Origin of the sequence: Spongiibacter taiwanensis (genome assembly GCF_023702635.1) — a bacterium.
Lineage (GTDB): Bacteria > Pseudomonadota > Gammaproteobacteria > Pseudomonadales > Spongiibacteraceae > Spongiibacter > Spongiibacter taiwanensis.
The window spans coordinates 2,970,431-2,985,567 of the sequence record NZ_CP098455.1 but is presented as its reverse complement, the minus strand read 5'-3'; the positions used below and the strand labels follow the sequence as shown (position 1 = coordinate 2,985,567).

General features: G+C 51.5%; 10 protein-coding genes. 2 read left to right on the top strand and 8 right to left on the bottom strand.

Annotation, left to right across the window (positions count from 1 at the left end):
• Positions 1-56: 56 nt before the first annotated feature.
• Entirely contained in the window at positions 57-2,303 is a 2,247-nt protein-coding gene (locus tag NCG89_RS13590) for a TonB-dependent receptor (RefSeq protein ID WP_251087096.1), read from the bottom strand.
• 298 nt (positions 2,304-2,601) lie between these two features.
• On the opposite strand from NCG89_RS13590, the gene NCG89_RS13585 reads away from it, so the two are divergent.
• Positions 2,602-3,312 carry a TetR/AcrR family transcriptional regulator gene (locus NCG89_RS13585; RefSeq protein WP_251087095.1) on the top strand — a complete coding sequence of 237 codons (711 nt, stop codon included), beginning with the start codon at positions 2,602-2,604 and terminating at the stop codon, positions 3,310-3,312.
• A 128-nt stretch (positions 3,313-3,440) separates the two neighbouring features.
• Here NCG89_RS13585 and NCG89_RS13580 read toward each other — a convergent pair whose 3' ends face one another.
• From NCG89_RS13580 to NCG89_RS13560, 5 genes are all read right to left on the bottom strand, one after another.
• Positions 3,441-3,656 (bottom strand): cytochrome C oxidase subunit IV family protein, encoded by a 216-nt coding sequence (locus tag NCG89_RS13580; protein WP_251087094.1) that lies wholly within the window; start codon positions 3,654-3,656, stop codon positions 3,441-3,443.
• 41 nt (positions 3,657-3,697) lie between these two features.
• Entirely contained in the window at positions 3,698-4,291 is a 594-nt protein-coding gene (locus tag NCG89_RS13575; RefSeq protein ID WP_251087093.1) for a cytochrome c oxidase subunit 3, read from the bottom strand.
• 113 nt (positions 4,292-4,404) lie between these two features.
• Entirely contained in the window at positions 4,405-5,142 is a 738-nt protein-coding gene (locus tag NCG89_RS13570) for a hypothetical protein (RefSeq protein WP_251087092.1), read from the bottom strand.
• 146 nt (positions 5,143-5,288) lie between these two features.
• Complete coding sequence (locus NCG89_RS13565; protein ID WP_251087091.1) at positions 5,289-5,852, bottom strand: hypothetical protein; 564 nt, start codon at positions 5,850-5,852, stop codon at positions 5,289-5,291.
• A gap of 68 nt (positions 5,853-5,920) precedes the next feature.
• Complete coding sequence (locus NCG89_RS13560) at positions 5,921-8,329, bottom strand: TonB-dependent receptor (RefSeq protein WP_251087090.1); 2,409 nt, start codon at positions 8,327-8,329, stop codon at positions 5,921-5,923.
• 449 nt (positions 8,330-8,778) lie between these two features.
• Between NCG89_RS13560 and NCG89_RS13555 the strand changes: the two genes are divergently transcribed.
• On the top strand, positions 8,779-11,466 hold the full coding sequence (locus NCG89_RS13555; protein ID WP_251087089.1) for a winged helix-turn-helix domain-containing protein: 2,688 nt from the start codon (positions 8,779-8,781) through the stop codon (positions 11,464-11,466).
• A 3-nt stretch (positions 11,467-11,469) separates the two neighbouring features.
• Here NCG89_RS13555 and NCG89_RS13550 read toward each other — a convergent pair whose 3' ends face one another.
• Entirely contained in the window at positions 11,470-13,500 is a 2,031-nt protein-coding gene (locus tag NCG89_RS13550; RefSeq protein ID WP_251087088.1) for an acetyl/propionyl/methylcrotonyl-CoA carboxylase subunit alpha, read from the bottom strand.
• Between the two features lie 20 nt (positions 13,501-13,520).
• Complete coding sequence (locus NCG89_RS13545; RefSeq protein WP_251087087.1) at positions 13,521-15,128, bottom strand: carboxyl transferase domain-containing protein; 1,608 nt, start codon at positions 15,126-15,128, stop codon at positions 13,521-13,523.
• Between the last annotated feature and the right edge of the window lie 9 nt (positions 15,129-15,137).

Below are 15,137 nucleotides of genomic sequence, written 5' to 3'. Positions count from 1 at the left end.
ACGCCAACTAGGCAACCGCAAACCATTGGCGTTATATACGTTACACCGACGCAAGATTACAAAACCGCGTCAAAGTCCCACTTCAAACGCAGCCCGACTACACCAGGGGCTGCCAAGGTATCCGCGCGGCCAAAATCTTGAGCCTGCCGAGAAATAAAGTACTGCTCGTTTTTAACATTCTCTCCAAATGCCGTGACTTGAATGCCCCAGGGGTAGTAGAAGTAGCTTGCTCGTGCATTCCACAGCTCGTATTGAGGCTGCACATAGAGGTCGGAGTTGGACGCCGCGGTGAAATAGAAGTCTGAGTAAAAGTAGTCCACTGCCAACTCCACCGCAGAATCCATGCCAATCGGAATATTCTGGTTGATCGACAGCGACGAACTCCACTCTGGAGTACGCACGATGCGATTACCCGAGAAGTCTCTACTAGTATCACCACTCACGCTTTGCGGCCCGAAAGCAAGACCGGTCTCATCGTCAAAGCCACTGCCATTTTCGAAATCTGCGTAAACAGCATCCAGATACGTAGCGTTACCATTGATGGCCAAACCGGGGTTCATTTCCGGCATGGGCTGCCACAGGAAGTCAACTTCAGCACCTTCAATCTCGCCGGTACCCGCGTTTGAAAAGCGCACGACACCGCCAGAGGTAATCGACAGCTCTGCATTCAGCAAGTCTTTAACTTCGGTTTTGAATACAGCACCATTAAGACGAAGATTGCCGTCGAAGAGCTCAGATTTGAAGCCGAGCTCAAAGGCGGTCGCCTCTTCGCGCTTTACCGCATCCGGCGCTGAGAAGAAGTTAATCGGATTAAACGTTGGGCTTTTATAGCCACGAGCCAAGCTCGTGTAGAGTTGCACCGCATCGTTGACAAACCACTGAAAGGCAATACGGGGCGAGAAGGTCTCGTCAACCACGCCGGGCGTAGTGAACTCAGCCACATCAATATCATCACCCGAGTCATTGTCATTACCAATGATTGGCGTTTCAGTACTCAAATACGTGTTGTACACATGCCGACGCTCCTTCTGATAGCGAGCACCCAGAGTAAGAGAAAACTCAGGATTAAACGTCCAGGTCCCTTGACCATAAACTGACATAGACTCAGTGGCCAATACGCCAGCGGTATAAAGATCTACCTGACCATCTGATCCTTTAAGCAAGTTGCCCAAGAAATTTGGCAGACCCAATGCTCCAGCGCCCAATCCCAATGGGTCTACAACAAGATGGAGGTAATCAAAGCCCGCGTCCGCTTGTAGGTAGTACAAGCCGACCACCCATTCCAAATTTTCGGCCAGGGGCGTATTGTCATTGGAGAGAATTTGAAGCTCAGCCGTTTGCTGATCGGCAAATTGCGCGGCGTCAAAGGCAGCACCCTCGTACTCGCTGGTATCATAATCGAGCTGAGAAAAGTAATTGTCGAAATACTGGTCCGAAAGAATCAACTTATAGTCGAGTGAATCAGTTCGCCAATCAAAGATCATGCCCGCGGTGTAGGATCGAGAGTTAGTTCCCGCCTTACCCTCTGTACCCTCGCTCACACTATTGTGGTAAATCCGATCAAGCTTATCCGGCTCCTGCCCCGCTGCCAGCACAGGTGCGGGACGGGTATTTTCCTGGATCATTGAACTTGGATCACGCTGGTTGTTCCAGTCACCTAGCAGCGTAACGGAAAGCGAATCCGTGATATCCCATAGCAGTTTGGCTTTTATCCCTTCCGAGAAATGATCTAACGGTTCCTCATAAACACCTGAACCGCGAACCGGTTCATTCAACATGGTGGGATCATAGAATTGGTAGTATCCCCCCAGGGTGAAGCCAACATTATCCGTAATGGGTGCGCCGATAAAAATATCATGCTTTTCAACAGCGCCGTCCCACCCCTGGTATTCTCCGTACTCAGTACTAAGATTACCGACGAATTCTTCTGGCGGGGCTGCGGTAATGATATTCACCGCCCCTCCGGTCGCGTTGCGACCAAAAAGCGTTCCCTGCGGCCCCTTCAGTACTTCAACCCGCTCGATCGGTCCCAGCGAGTTCTGCAAACCATGGCCGGACACCTTGTTAATACCATCCACATAGGTCGCAATACTTGGGTCCGCTGACGGCAAAAATGCGTCCGCACCAACCCCCCGAAGGTAGATTACGGTATAACCAACGTTGACCGTAAACGTAAGCCCCGGTGTGATCCGCCCAAGATCCTCCACTTTATCAATACCAAATGCATCAAGTTTCTCATTACTGAATGCAGAGATCGTTATTGGGATTTCCTGTGAGTTCTCCTCTCGCTTTTGAGCGGTCACCGTTACTTCTTCGAGAAGACGGTTTGCTGATCTATCGCCAGGTGCAGACCAAGCGTAGCTTGTGAAGCCTGTAGCCGTTAGCAGCCCACATGACAAGGCCCACAACTGACTCGAGCTGCAGACGCGACGTAGCTGAAACATCGATTAACCCTCTATTGACTTATTAGACTTATGAGTGCGTACATTTCCGGAATGCACATCCCACCCCACCTGACTTTATGTTCAGCCATTTTTGCACAGATTGTCAAACTTTTATTCATCAAAATGTTAGGATTGTGACATCTAGGGCGCTATCGCCGTGGCCCCATTGAGTTATGACCAAAAAGCGCCTTATCATAGAATTGAAAAAACATTGGAAATCAACAACATGACAGCAGACCAGAAAATCAAACCCCGCCCCAGTAGAAAGATGCGTGCCGCCAGCCGGCAGCCAAAAGCCAGCGTAGAGGACAAGTTACTTGCAGCAATCCAGCGTCTGCTTGAAGAAAACAAGAATTTTGGCACCCTGTCAGTAGAGCAGCTGTCAAGCGAGGCGGGCTTATCGAGGGGGACGTTCTACTTCCATTTTAAAGACAAGAATGACCTCGTTGTGCGACTAGTCGAATACCTGACAGATCAGCTGGTTGCAGGTCTAGGGAACTGGGGCCTCGGACTAGACTGGGCCAGCAAAGAAGATGTGAATCAAGCTGTTGAAGGCGTAGTACGATGTCTTTACGAGCACAGAGCCATCGTGGTTGCCATCAGAGACACCATGAGCGGCGACCCAGAGATCAGACAACTCTACGAAAACATGATTATGCAGATTTCATTTCGCGCGCAGGAATCTGTCGGAAAAGTTCTGGCTAGAGGCGACGCAAGAGAGGGAATGAGCAAAAATATCGGAAACACCCTCACTTGGATTGTCGCGCTGTGCAGCAATGATATTGTTGATCGCGGCAGCGAAGAGGAGTTAGAAGAATTGATAAAAAATCTACAGTTTATCTGCGTTTCAACTATATTTAGAGACTAACTCGAATGCATTATCGTCGCTAAAATTTAGATGCTGGCAGGCTTACCTGCCTCTATAACTAAAGCCGCATCTGCCTCCGCAATGCACTGTCGGACAAGCCACCACACTCAGTGTTGTCGCCACGAAGCTTAACTTAGGCCATGACCCAAAATCAGTAGACAGCCAGTGACACCAACCCACAAATGGTAAAGCACACGCCAATGTGACGCTGCATGATTGACCTCCATAAAGTAAACCAAAATCAAATTCGCTTTGGCGATTGCCACAGCAAAAATGATCATAATGGTAACTTTTTGCCCAAGCGTGCTTTCCGCAAAGCCCAACGAAAACAGCGTCAGCGCCATAAGCACAACCCAGACCAGGCCAAGAGGCGATGCAAAGCCCCTCATCGGCTCAGCCCCGTCAAATAAAGCAATGGGAAAATGAACAACCACACAAGATCGACAAAGTGCCAAAACGTACCGAGGTTTTCCAAGCTTTTTTGATAATGATCACTTCCAAAAGCAGATCGGCGCTTATGCAGCAGAATCGCCATTACCACTAACCCTGCCAGCACATGCAAAAAATGTATGCCGGTTATCACATAGTAAAAGCTAAAGAAGACATTAGTGATGGGTGTTACGCCTAACTCTATCTTGGTCCAATACTCCCAGCCCTTAGCTACGCAAAACATCAAGCCTAAGATGATCGCGGCGCAGAGATATCTGTCTGTATGTATTGGCAATCTCCGACGACAACCGACAACCGCACCCGCGACAGCCCAGGAACTGGTCAACAAAATCAGGGTGTTGACCAAACCGATCGATTCATTGAGTTGATACTGAGAAGCGGAAAATACGTCTGGGATTCTGTGCTTTTCGGTAACGTAAGTCAGGAACAACAGTAGAAACATGACCATATCGAGAAAGACGAATATCCAGATACCATCAGTACCGGGCGGCGAAACACCCACTCTTTTCGCAGCTATTTGTTGTGCCATGAAAACCCAAGCGCCTAATAGAATAGAATTATGTCAAAATACTTATTCGAATCAGGAAGTAAAAATAAAAGGAGGTGAGGAGAAATCACACCCCCTCACCAATTAGGCTCAGCTCAACTCGCAGCCGAATAGTGCAAAGTACCAACACTCTTCCGTGGATTATGTACATGCTTGAGAATATAAAAACTGTAGATGGCAAAGAATCCAAACAACCAGCCGCCGAAAGCAATGAAAAAATTCCAGAGGCCAGAAACGGCAAAAGGACCTTCTACTGCGAAGGGCATCAGCGACAGCGGCAGCAACATAGTACCTCCTGCGATAGCACACCACCCCGTCCATGCAGGGAAGATGGTTTGCTCCTTGTTCAGGATCGTGTAGAGACCTACACCGACAAGCTGAATGGTCGTCACAATATACGTACAGTCATACATAAACCAGCTGATAGCATGAATCAGCTTGATCGTGCCAGGTTCAACCTGAGTGTAAAGTAGCGCGCAGGCAGCCCAAAAAACCGGCCCCAACACCAACAACAGCGCAGACAGTGCACCACCGGTAAGCTCCATAAGACTTAATGCGCCCATACTGCCATCTTTTTCCCGTAGCAGGGATGAGAGTAAGCACGACCAGGGCAAATACAAGCCACCAAAAAATGCACTGGCAATCATCGCAACAGGAATGCCCGGATACTTAGCGTAGTACTGAGCTATTAGCTGATCGGGGCTCAGTGCGGTGAAGTTGACTGGGGGCACGTTGTGCCCAAGCAAACCCCAGAAAACAATGTAACCAATAACGAAGCCGGGGCCACAGTAAGCCAGAGCAATGTTGATAATGTGTTTACTGTTGTCGTTCATTCGGAGGACCCTAATCAGCTGATATGATTTCGCTTGTAAAATCCGAACCAAACAATTCAGCTGCGGAAATAAAATATTGTTTCTGATAAGACACTGACACGGCCACGCTAAAAGCGACCGACCGTGTCAGCGCGAGCTCAAAATGGCTACAGACTGAGTGGATCTAATGGCAGTATCAGCCCATCAAAACCACCGCCAAGCAGAACATCAAGTCCACTAAAGCCATCCAAGCTCAGCAGACCTAAACCCGCCCCGCCTGGGATCATTCCCCCTAAGCCCAACTCACCAATGCCGGAGTTAACAAGAGGTATTGCAGGAAACTCTCCCAAAAACCCGAAGTTGGAGATGATTCCGCTATTTTCGAAGAAGGTGGGTGCTAGCGAAGGATCTAAAAGAATTGTGGTCACAGGCACAATTCCGGTAACGATTCCAACCCCCAAGCTGCCACCAATACCAGAGACCGCCTCGAGGGAACCGAAAGGATTGGCGTTACTACCGAATGCGATCAAGCCCGGGACAGCGAGACTTACGTTTTCAAATGAACGCGTAAAGTCATTGGGCAATGCCATTAGATTATCTATGGATACATAATTCGCACCTGCAGGATCTGCCAGCAAACCGTTCAAACTATTTAATGGGGTCTGAGCGATTGCAGACAAAGACAGTGATGCCAAAGCCGCAGCCGTCGACAAACCTGTTATTTTTTTCATACTGAACACCTCAATTACGACATAGAAGAAAAACCCGCGACTTAATGGTAGCCAAGTCGCGGCTTAACTTAGTTGATCAGAGTATCAAAATCCCATTTGACTTTGATGCCAACCAATCTGGGCGCTGCCAGCGTGACCGACCGTCCAAAGTCGGTTTGCAACAGCGTTGAGTAGTACTTTTCGTTGGCAATATTATTTCCGAACAGGGTTACCTGAAGACCATAAGGGTCGTAGAAGTAATTAACCCGAGCGTTCCACAAATCGTACGCTGGTTGTTCGTAGAAAGGGGAGTTTTGCGGCGAGGTGTTGTATCCACCGCTGTAGAAATAATCCAACCCAAACTCCAGATCGCCATATCTTCCCGCCGATACAGCTTGGTTAAGCGCTACTTGATAGCTAAAGTCCGGTGTTCTGACAATACTGTTGCCACTGAAGTCGCGAGAGTTGTCTCCTGTCGGACTATCCGGCCCAAAGTACAATCCCGTTTCGTCATCAAAACCTGCGCCATTTTTATAGTCCGTGTACACCGCATCCAGATAGGTCGCAGACCCAGTAACCGCAAGACCTGGGTTCATGTCAGGCATTGGCTGCCATTGAAAATCTAACTCTGCACCATCAATTTCTCCCTTTCCGGCATTGGAGAAACGTACCACCCCGCCCGAGGTAAGAGAGACGATCCCAGTAAGGATGTTTTTGATTTCGGTGTGAAAGACCGCGCCATTCAGACGCAGGTTTTCGAACAGATCAGATTTGAAACCAAGTTCAAATGCAGTAGCCGTCTCCTTTTCGACCAAATCTGGGTCCGAAAAGAAGTTGATGGTGTTGTACGTTGGGCTCTTGTAGCCCCGCGACAACGAGGAGTACAACTGCAGTCCGTCTACCGGAGTATATTGAACCGCTATGCGCGGCGAGACCGTTTTGGTGTTCACGTCCGGCACATTAAACGTATCAAGACGAACATTGCGTGATCTGTCTTTGCCACGATAGTACTCACCATCTGGCTCATCAGGAGCCGTGCGGACATAATCAAGAAAACTGTTCTCAATACCACGGGTCTCGTCCTGATAGCGAGCACCTAGGGTTAATGACCAGTCATCGTTGAACCTCCACGTGCCCTGGGCATAAACCGCGTCAGACTTGGTTACCAGTGAGGCACCTGCTTCCAGAGTTACCCTGGCGAAAGGGTCCTGAAGAATGTCTTCTACAATCGGGAACGCATTTAGCAGGTTGGTAATCGGCGCTGCGTTAGCTACGGTTCCTACCGGGTACACATTGAAGAACAACCGTTCGAAGCCGCCCGACCCTTCAAAGTGATAATAGCCAGCCACCCACTCCAACTTATCGGCCATCCAGCTCTCATCGTTGGAGAGCACCTGAAGCTCTACCGTCTCTTGCTCGCCAAACTGATGGTAGGTAAAGAAGTTGACTGAATTATTGTATGAGCCGTCGTAATCATCCGCCGCAAAGGGGATTTCTACGTTCACATCGGACAAAATTGCCTTAATATCAACTGGACCGGGCCGCCACTCTAAGATAGCGCCATACACCGTGTTAACCGTCTCGACCCCACCCTGAAAATCGTTATGCCAAACATAATCCGCATCTTGCTCTGCAGGGTTTGCACCGGTAAGCACTTGGGCTGAACGGGTCTCCTCGTAGATAAAACCGGGACCATTAAAACCACTGACCTCGGAGGCTTGGAGCTCCAGAGACAGAGTGTCAGTAATATCCCAAACCAGCTTGAGCCGCGCACCTTGAGTATAATCCTCTCGCATCGGGCCCTTCGTGCCATCTGCTAAGCGGTTCTCACCAATGATGTAGGGTAGATCTTCAAAGTATGCGACTGTGAAGCCAATATTGTCTGTCAAAGGCGCTCCCATGTAGAGGGAGTAAGATGTCTTTTCTACATCACTAACGCCCTCACCACCATCAGGTTGAAAGAAGGCTTCTTCAACCTTAAGAGACCCCACAAATTCCTCAGGGGGACGCGGCGTAATCATGTTTATCGCGCCAGCCGTGGAATTGCGACCAAACAGCGTACCTTGTGGGCCCTTAAGTATCTCAACTCGCTCCACCGGTCCCAAGGCATCCTTTTTACCGTGCCCCGGGGGAACGTTGATACCATCAATATAGGTCGCCACACTGGGGTCAGCCGATGGCAAGAAGGCGTCGGTACCCACACCGCGCAAGTACACCACTGTGTAACCATAGGTGTAGGTCATCGTGAGTCCAGGCGTAATTTTGGCTAGATCCATCGTATTCTCGATGCCATAAGCATCGAGCTTTTCCTGACTAAAGGCTTGAATGGAAATCGGCACATCTTGTGAATTTTCTTCACGCTTCTGAGCCGTGACCGTTACCTCTTCAAGTAGGCGGTTAGCACTACGCTTACTCTGAGCGGGCTCCTGTGCGACAGCCGCGGTGCCGCTACCCACGGCACAGACAACACATAACCCCCTGATCAAACAAGGATTCATAGATAACTTCCTCCAACCCCGGTAAAAGCACGGCTTCTACGGTCTTTTGTTATGAAAAGTCTAATTTTTGCTTATCAGCTAAAAAAAGCCGCTTCGCAGAAGCGGCAAGTTAGGGTGGTGATCAATCTGAAACACGGTTTCAGCGAGAACTCTACCCACCAGAGCTAGTCACGCACCTGCTTCGAGGAAGTAGATGCAGTCACGTTAGGCAACACCTAGAGGCCTTTACTCTGATCAACAAAAGTTCACTTGAAAGAATAAATGTGACAGAGTATTGCCACCCCACCCGAAGGGGTGGTTTTTCGAACTAGAGGTGGGGGGGGGGGGCACACTGAGAAAGCACCACTACTTAAGCCCAACACCGATAACCACAGCAGATGCCGCCCGATCAGGCAGAAGGACCTAAGCTTAAAAAGCTATAAAAAACAATAAATAGGACACAAATCACGATGTACAAGCCGCCTTATTACGCCTTTGATCCCGTAGAAACCAATGCCATACGCACTCTGTTAGATGGGCCGCTGCCTAAATCAACGGGATTTATCGCCCCGATTGGTTATGGCAAAACTGTCGCAATGACAACGCTTTACCACACTTTCAGTGATCGTGGGGTGCAGTGTCACTGGGTTGGGCTGGACGAGCATACAAACACAACAGAGAAGATTGTGTCTGCTATTCAGGCAGTAAACCCGGCGTTAAATCGGCGGGACTACGGAAGTCGGGATACGCGAATTGGCTCACAGCGCAGCCTACCGGAAATGATCAACCACCTTATCGCCCAGCTGGCTACAGTTGAAGGTGATGCAATTTATTTTTTGGACAACCTGAATTCCTGTCAAGATCACAACCTTCCCCAGCTGATTGATGCGTTAATTTTTCGTACAGGGGAAAACCTTCGCTTTATCGGCTCGAGCAATGTCAGGCCCGAATTCAATTTTGGCAAGGCGACCTTGCACGGCCTGTACCGTCAAGTGGGCACCGAGCTGCTAAGCCTGGATAAACGAGCCACTAAAGAACTGCTTGGCCAACAAGCCACCTCTGACCTTAAAGAGAGCGATATTGAGCAAATCATCGCCAAAACAGAAGGCTGGCCGGCAGCAGTACGCCTCGCGCAGATTATGCTTGGCTCCACCGCCGACAGCGCCAGTGTGATGCCCCTGCTGTCGGGAAATGATGAAGGTATTGCCAATATGCTCAAATACCAAATTCTAACGAAGACCGACGCCGCTTTCCGTGAGTTCCTTCATCGCGTGGGATTACTGCGGATATTTTCTCGGGATATGTGTCGGGCTTTATTCCCTGACAGTGACTCCGACAGATACATTGATCAACTGATAATGCGCAATGTATTTATCACACCCATGGACAGCCTTCACAGCCAGTATCGTCTACACACATTCTTTAAACAGTTTCTGCATAACGAGGCCCAACAACACCTCAGCGAGGAAGCAAGAAACGCTTTTTTGTACCGAGCCTCCCAATGGTGCGAGGCCAAACAGCAGTGGCACGACGCGGTAGAGTATGCTTTTGCTGCCGGCGCACCAGACAGAGTGAGCGCCCTACTTACCTCGATCGGAAATTCCTTTGTCCGGGAACAGGGCGATATAGCCCAGCATATGGAGTGGATCATGCGGCTGGTTCAGTCCGGCGAGCCAATCAGCCTGGAGACTCACTATTGGTTGGTATGGGCATTGGTATTTCAGCGCAACTATGAAAAAGGTCGAGCCGAGTTCCTTCGGCTTTTAGAACGCTACCAAAACCTGCCACAAGACTTTCTCGTGGCAAAGGATTTTCAGCAGCGTATGGATCATATCCATATGACGATAGACCTGTTTACCGACAATTTGACCGACGCAGAGACCTCGTCCGGCTATGCCATTTCCAAGGGGCGCAATCACGACCCTTACACGCTCAGCTCAGTGATGTGTATTCACAGTATTTGCCAAGCCAACCAATTTCAGTTTGCCGCCGCTCGGTCCATATTGATGCGAGCCGAGCCCATTATGCGAGAGCTCGGTGGACAGTACAGCGCCGGGTGGATAAATCTGATTCTGGGCTTGATTGCAAACCTTGAAGGCAATTTTCAACAATCGCTGGATGAGCTAGAACAAGGAATTGACAACACCCGTCGCTGCCTAGGCGGAGAATCTGCTCTTACTGGCTCACTGATGGGTATTGCGGCTAACTGCTTGGTTGAACTGGGTGATGCAGATAAGGCCAGAACCTACTTGAAGGTCTTTTTCAAAACTCTCGACAGCAATCTCTTACTGGACTCCGCTGCATTAGGAATTGAAGCAGCTGTGAAGTTGTGGACCCCTGAATGCAGTGAAATCTGCCTCGCCACATTGCGCTCAGCCGTCAGAAAGCACCCTCACAGACTGTCATTGATGACATCATGTGCAATCATCAAGCGACTGATTGCTATCGGCGAGCTGGATCAAGCGCAAACCGAAGCCAGTGCAATTGGCTTCGGTTTGGAGAGTGTCCAACAAAGCAAGCCACTAATCGATAACATCACCCCTAGGTTGCAAGAAAAATGGCAGGAGACGCAGGTAGCGCTGCTGTTCAGCCAGAGTGAGTTACGCGCCATCTTGCCGATACTGGAATCAATGAAAGACTCCGCCAAAAAAGCAGGACGTCGACATAGGTTGGCGAAAATAGACCTCGACATCGCTTTCCTGCACCATCTTTCAGGCAAGACTTCACTGGCCTCCAAATCCTTGATAAGCAGTATTAGGCGAGCCGCCAAAATGGCCCTACTGCAACCATTTTTAGATCAGTCAGAGGCCTGCAGTCAGATTCTTAGAAGTAGCCGTATTTCCGAATCATCCTTTGCGATGCAGGCTGAGAAACACTTCTACAATCTATTGGTAAATGCGCTAGGGATAACAACGCATCAGCCTGCGCAGCCCCTTATCCAGCCGGCTGCTTTGTCCGTGACAGCCCCCCTGACCAAAAAAGAGTCTGAACTACTGGAACTATTATGTCGGGGGCTTTCCAATGCCGACATCGCAAACTACTGTTATGTATCACTGGATACCGTTAAATGGCACTTGAAAAACCTCTATAAAAAGCTTGGCGTGTCTAACAGGACGGCAGCGGTTTCCTACGGACGCGAACTAGGATTGGTGGAATAAGTGCTAGGCAATATGGGGTTCAAACCGCAACAGCTCTGCACCGCCCTCCACCAGTTCACCCGCATTGAAGTGGAAGGCTTCAACCGCGCCATCAGCGGGAGCCGTAATGCTGTGCTCCATTTTCATGGCTTCCATAATCAGCAGTGGTGCACCTTTCTTGACTTGCACACCAGGCTCTACCAACAAGGCCACAATGGTGCCGTTCATCGGTGCGGTCAACTCGCCCTGTTTGTCGCCTTGTTGCGTAAAGTCAGGGGAGTATTGGGCAAAGGCAAAATCGGTGTCGCCGGTAAACAGGCAGTAGCTGGCACCCTGCCTGGCGTTAAGTTGGCGAGCGTAGGGAAAACGCAAGCGCAGCCCATCCACATCAGCCTGCACAACACCCCCTCGAGCTTCGGCAATACAGCTACCACAGACGCGGTATACCTTACCTTCAATCTCAACATCGAGGGTTAACGCCGGCTGGTCCAGCAGGCGGGTAGCATTGATATCCATCACTTCATCGCCCACTTGCAACCGCAGATGCTGCTTGGCTGGGGCATTAGTACGCCAGCCATCGGCGGCCAGCCAGGGCGAAGCCGTGTGATTATCCAAGGCCACAGTCCGCTGATTAGCCAATACCATCAATGCCGCCAGCGCCAGGTGCTGATGACGCTGGGCGGCGCGGGCTTTACTGGCCTGAGCACGTATGGAATCCAAATGCTTATCAATAAAGCCAGTGTCAAAATCTTCTTCGGCAAAGGCAGTATTGGCCGCCAACTGCTGCAGGAAACGACGATTGGTGGTCACGCCGCTGATATGGAACTGGGCCAATGCATTTTGCAGACGGCGCAGCGCACTGGCGCGATCCGTATCCCAGACAATCAGTTTGGCGATCATCGGATCGTAATGGACGCTGATGGTGTCGCCAGCCCTCACGCCGGTATCAATTCGCACGTGGGCATTTTCTTCCGGCACAGACAGGTAATTGAGGGTGCCGGTCTGGGGCAGAAACTGATTATCAGTATCTTCAGCATAGATCCGCGCCTCAAAGGCGTGGCCATGAATACGCAGCTCATGCTGACTTTGCGGCAAGGGCAGACCACTGGCCACCCGGAACTGCCAGGCCACCAGATCCTGTTTGGTGATTATCTCCGTTACAGGATGCTCCACCTGCAGACGGGTGTTCATCTCCATAAAGTAGAACTCACCATTGTCGGCCAGCAGAAATTCCACCGTGCCCGCGCCGCAGTAATTGATTGCCTTGGCAGCCTGTACGGCTGCGTTGCCCATGGCGTCGCGCAACGCTTCGGTCATACCCGGGGCCGGGGCTTCTTCAATCACTTTCTGGTGACGGCGCTGCAGGGAGCAGTCACGTTCAAACAGGTGCACACCGTTGCCGAGGCTGTCACAGAAAACCTGCACTTCCACATGCCGTGGACCGGTCAGATACTTCTCCACCAGCATTTTGTCATCGCCAAAGGATTTGCTGGCCTCCCGTTTAGCGCCGGCCAGGGCCTCGTCAAATTCGCTCTCCGACCAGACGATGCGCATGCCCTTCCCGCCACCACCTGCACTGGCCTTGAGCAGTACCGGGTAACCAATATCAGCAGCGGCGTTTTTCAGTAGGGCCGGGTCCTGGCTGTCGCCGTGGTAGCCGGGCAGTAGCGGTACACCCGCCTCGCTCATAATACTTTTGGCGGCAGACTTGGAGCCCATCGCTTCAATGGCGCCCACCGGCGGCCCGATAAAAATGACTCCGGAACTGTCACAGCGGCGGCAGAACTCGGCATTTTCCGAGAGAAAGCCGTAACCGGGGTGAATCGCCTCGGCGCCGGTTTGCTTGGCGGCAGCAAGAATCTTGTCCATATCCAGATAAGATTCACTGGCAGGCGCACCGCCCAGATACACCGCCTCATCCGCCAGGGCCACATGCATGGCGTCCCGGTCAGCGTCGCTGTACACCGCAATGCTGCGAATCCCCATCTGCCGGGCACTACGAATAACCCGGCAGGCAATCTCGCCGCGGTTGGCAATCAATACACTGTTAAACATTATTTTTCTCCTGAACCGCACTACATGCGGAACACGCCAAACTGGCTGTCGGGTATTTCGGCATTTAGGCTGGCAGATAAGGTCAGGCCCAACACGCGGCGGGTATCGGCGGGATCGATAATCCCGTCGTCCCAGAGCCGGGCCGAGGCATAAAAGGGATCGCTCTGACGATCAAACTGGTCGAGGATTGGCTGCTTGAGCTGCTTCTCCTGCGCATCGCTCCAGGGCTCGCCACTGCGCTCCATTTGCTCACGCTTGATCTGAGCCATAACGCCAGCCGCCTGCTCGCCGCCCATTACCGCAATGCGGGCATTGGGCCACATAAACATAAAGCGGGGCTCATAGGCGCGACCGCACATGCCGTAGTTACCGGCACCGTAGGAGCCACCGATCACCACGGTGAACTTGGGCACCTTGGCACAGGACACGGCCATCACCATCTTGGCGCCGTGGCGGGCGATACCACCGGCTTCGTACTGCTTGCCGACCATAAAACCAGAAATATTCTGCAGGAATACCAGCGGAATCTTGCGCTTGGCACACAGCTCAATAAAGTGAGCGCCCTTCGCCGCGGACTCTGAAAATAGAATGCCGTTATTGGCGATAATACCCACCGGATAGCCATAAATGCGGGCAAAACCACACACCAGCGTGGTACCGAACAGGGCCTTGAACTCGTCAAAATCAGAATCGTCAACGATGCGGGCGATAATTTCCCGCGCATCGTAGGGCTTGCGGGTGTCAGCAGGAACGATGCCGTAGACCTCGTCTGCCGCATAGCGCGGCTCGACCGAGGGGCTAACATCGAGTTGCTGGCGCTTTTTGCGGTTCAGGCGAGACACCGCCTGGCGCGCCAATTGGATAGCGTGTTCGTCATTTTGTGCATAGTGATCTGCCACCCCGGACTGGCGACAGTGAACATCCGCCCCGCCCAGCTCTTCGGCGGTGACGATTTCGCCGGTGGCGGCACGCACCAGCGGCGGTCCGGCCAGAAAGATGGTGCCCTGCTCTTTGACGATAATGGTTTCATCCGCCATGGCCGGAACATAGGCGCCGCCTGCGGTACAGGAGCCCAATACCACCGCAATCTGGGCAATGCCCTTGGCGGACATGTTGGCCTGGTTGTAGAAAATACGGCCAAAGTGGTCCCGATCCGGAAACACCTCATCCTGCTGCGGCAGATTGGCGCCGCCGGAATCCACCAGGTAAATACAGGGCAGATTGTTCTGCTCAGCAATCGCCTGGGCACGCAGGTGCTTTTTCACCGTGAGTGGATAGTAGGAGCCGCCCTTTACGGTGGCATCGTTAGCCACAATCATGCACTCCACGCCGCAGACTTGGCCAATTCCCGCCACCACTCCGGCGGCGGGAATCTCTTCCTTATAAACCTTCCAGGCCGCCAGCTGGCCAATTTCCAGAAAGGGCGAGCCCGGGTCGAGTAAGGCATCGACCCGTTGCCGAGGCAGCATTTTGCCGCGAGACAGATGACGCTGGGCGGCCTTCTCGCCGCCGCCCTGTTGGATTAGCGCGCTGACCTCCTGCAAGGCGCCCAAGTGTTTGCGCATTGATTTGGCATTGGCCTGAAACTCTGGGCTGTGAGTGTTGATACTGGATTTGAGCACTGTCATCAGCGGCTC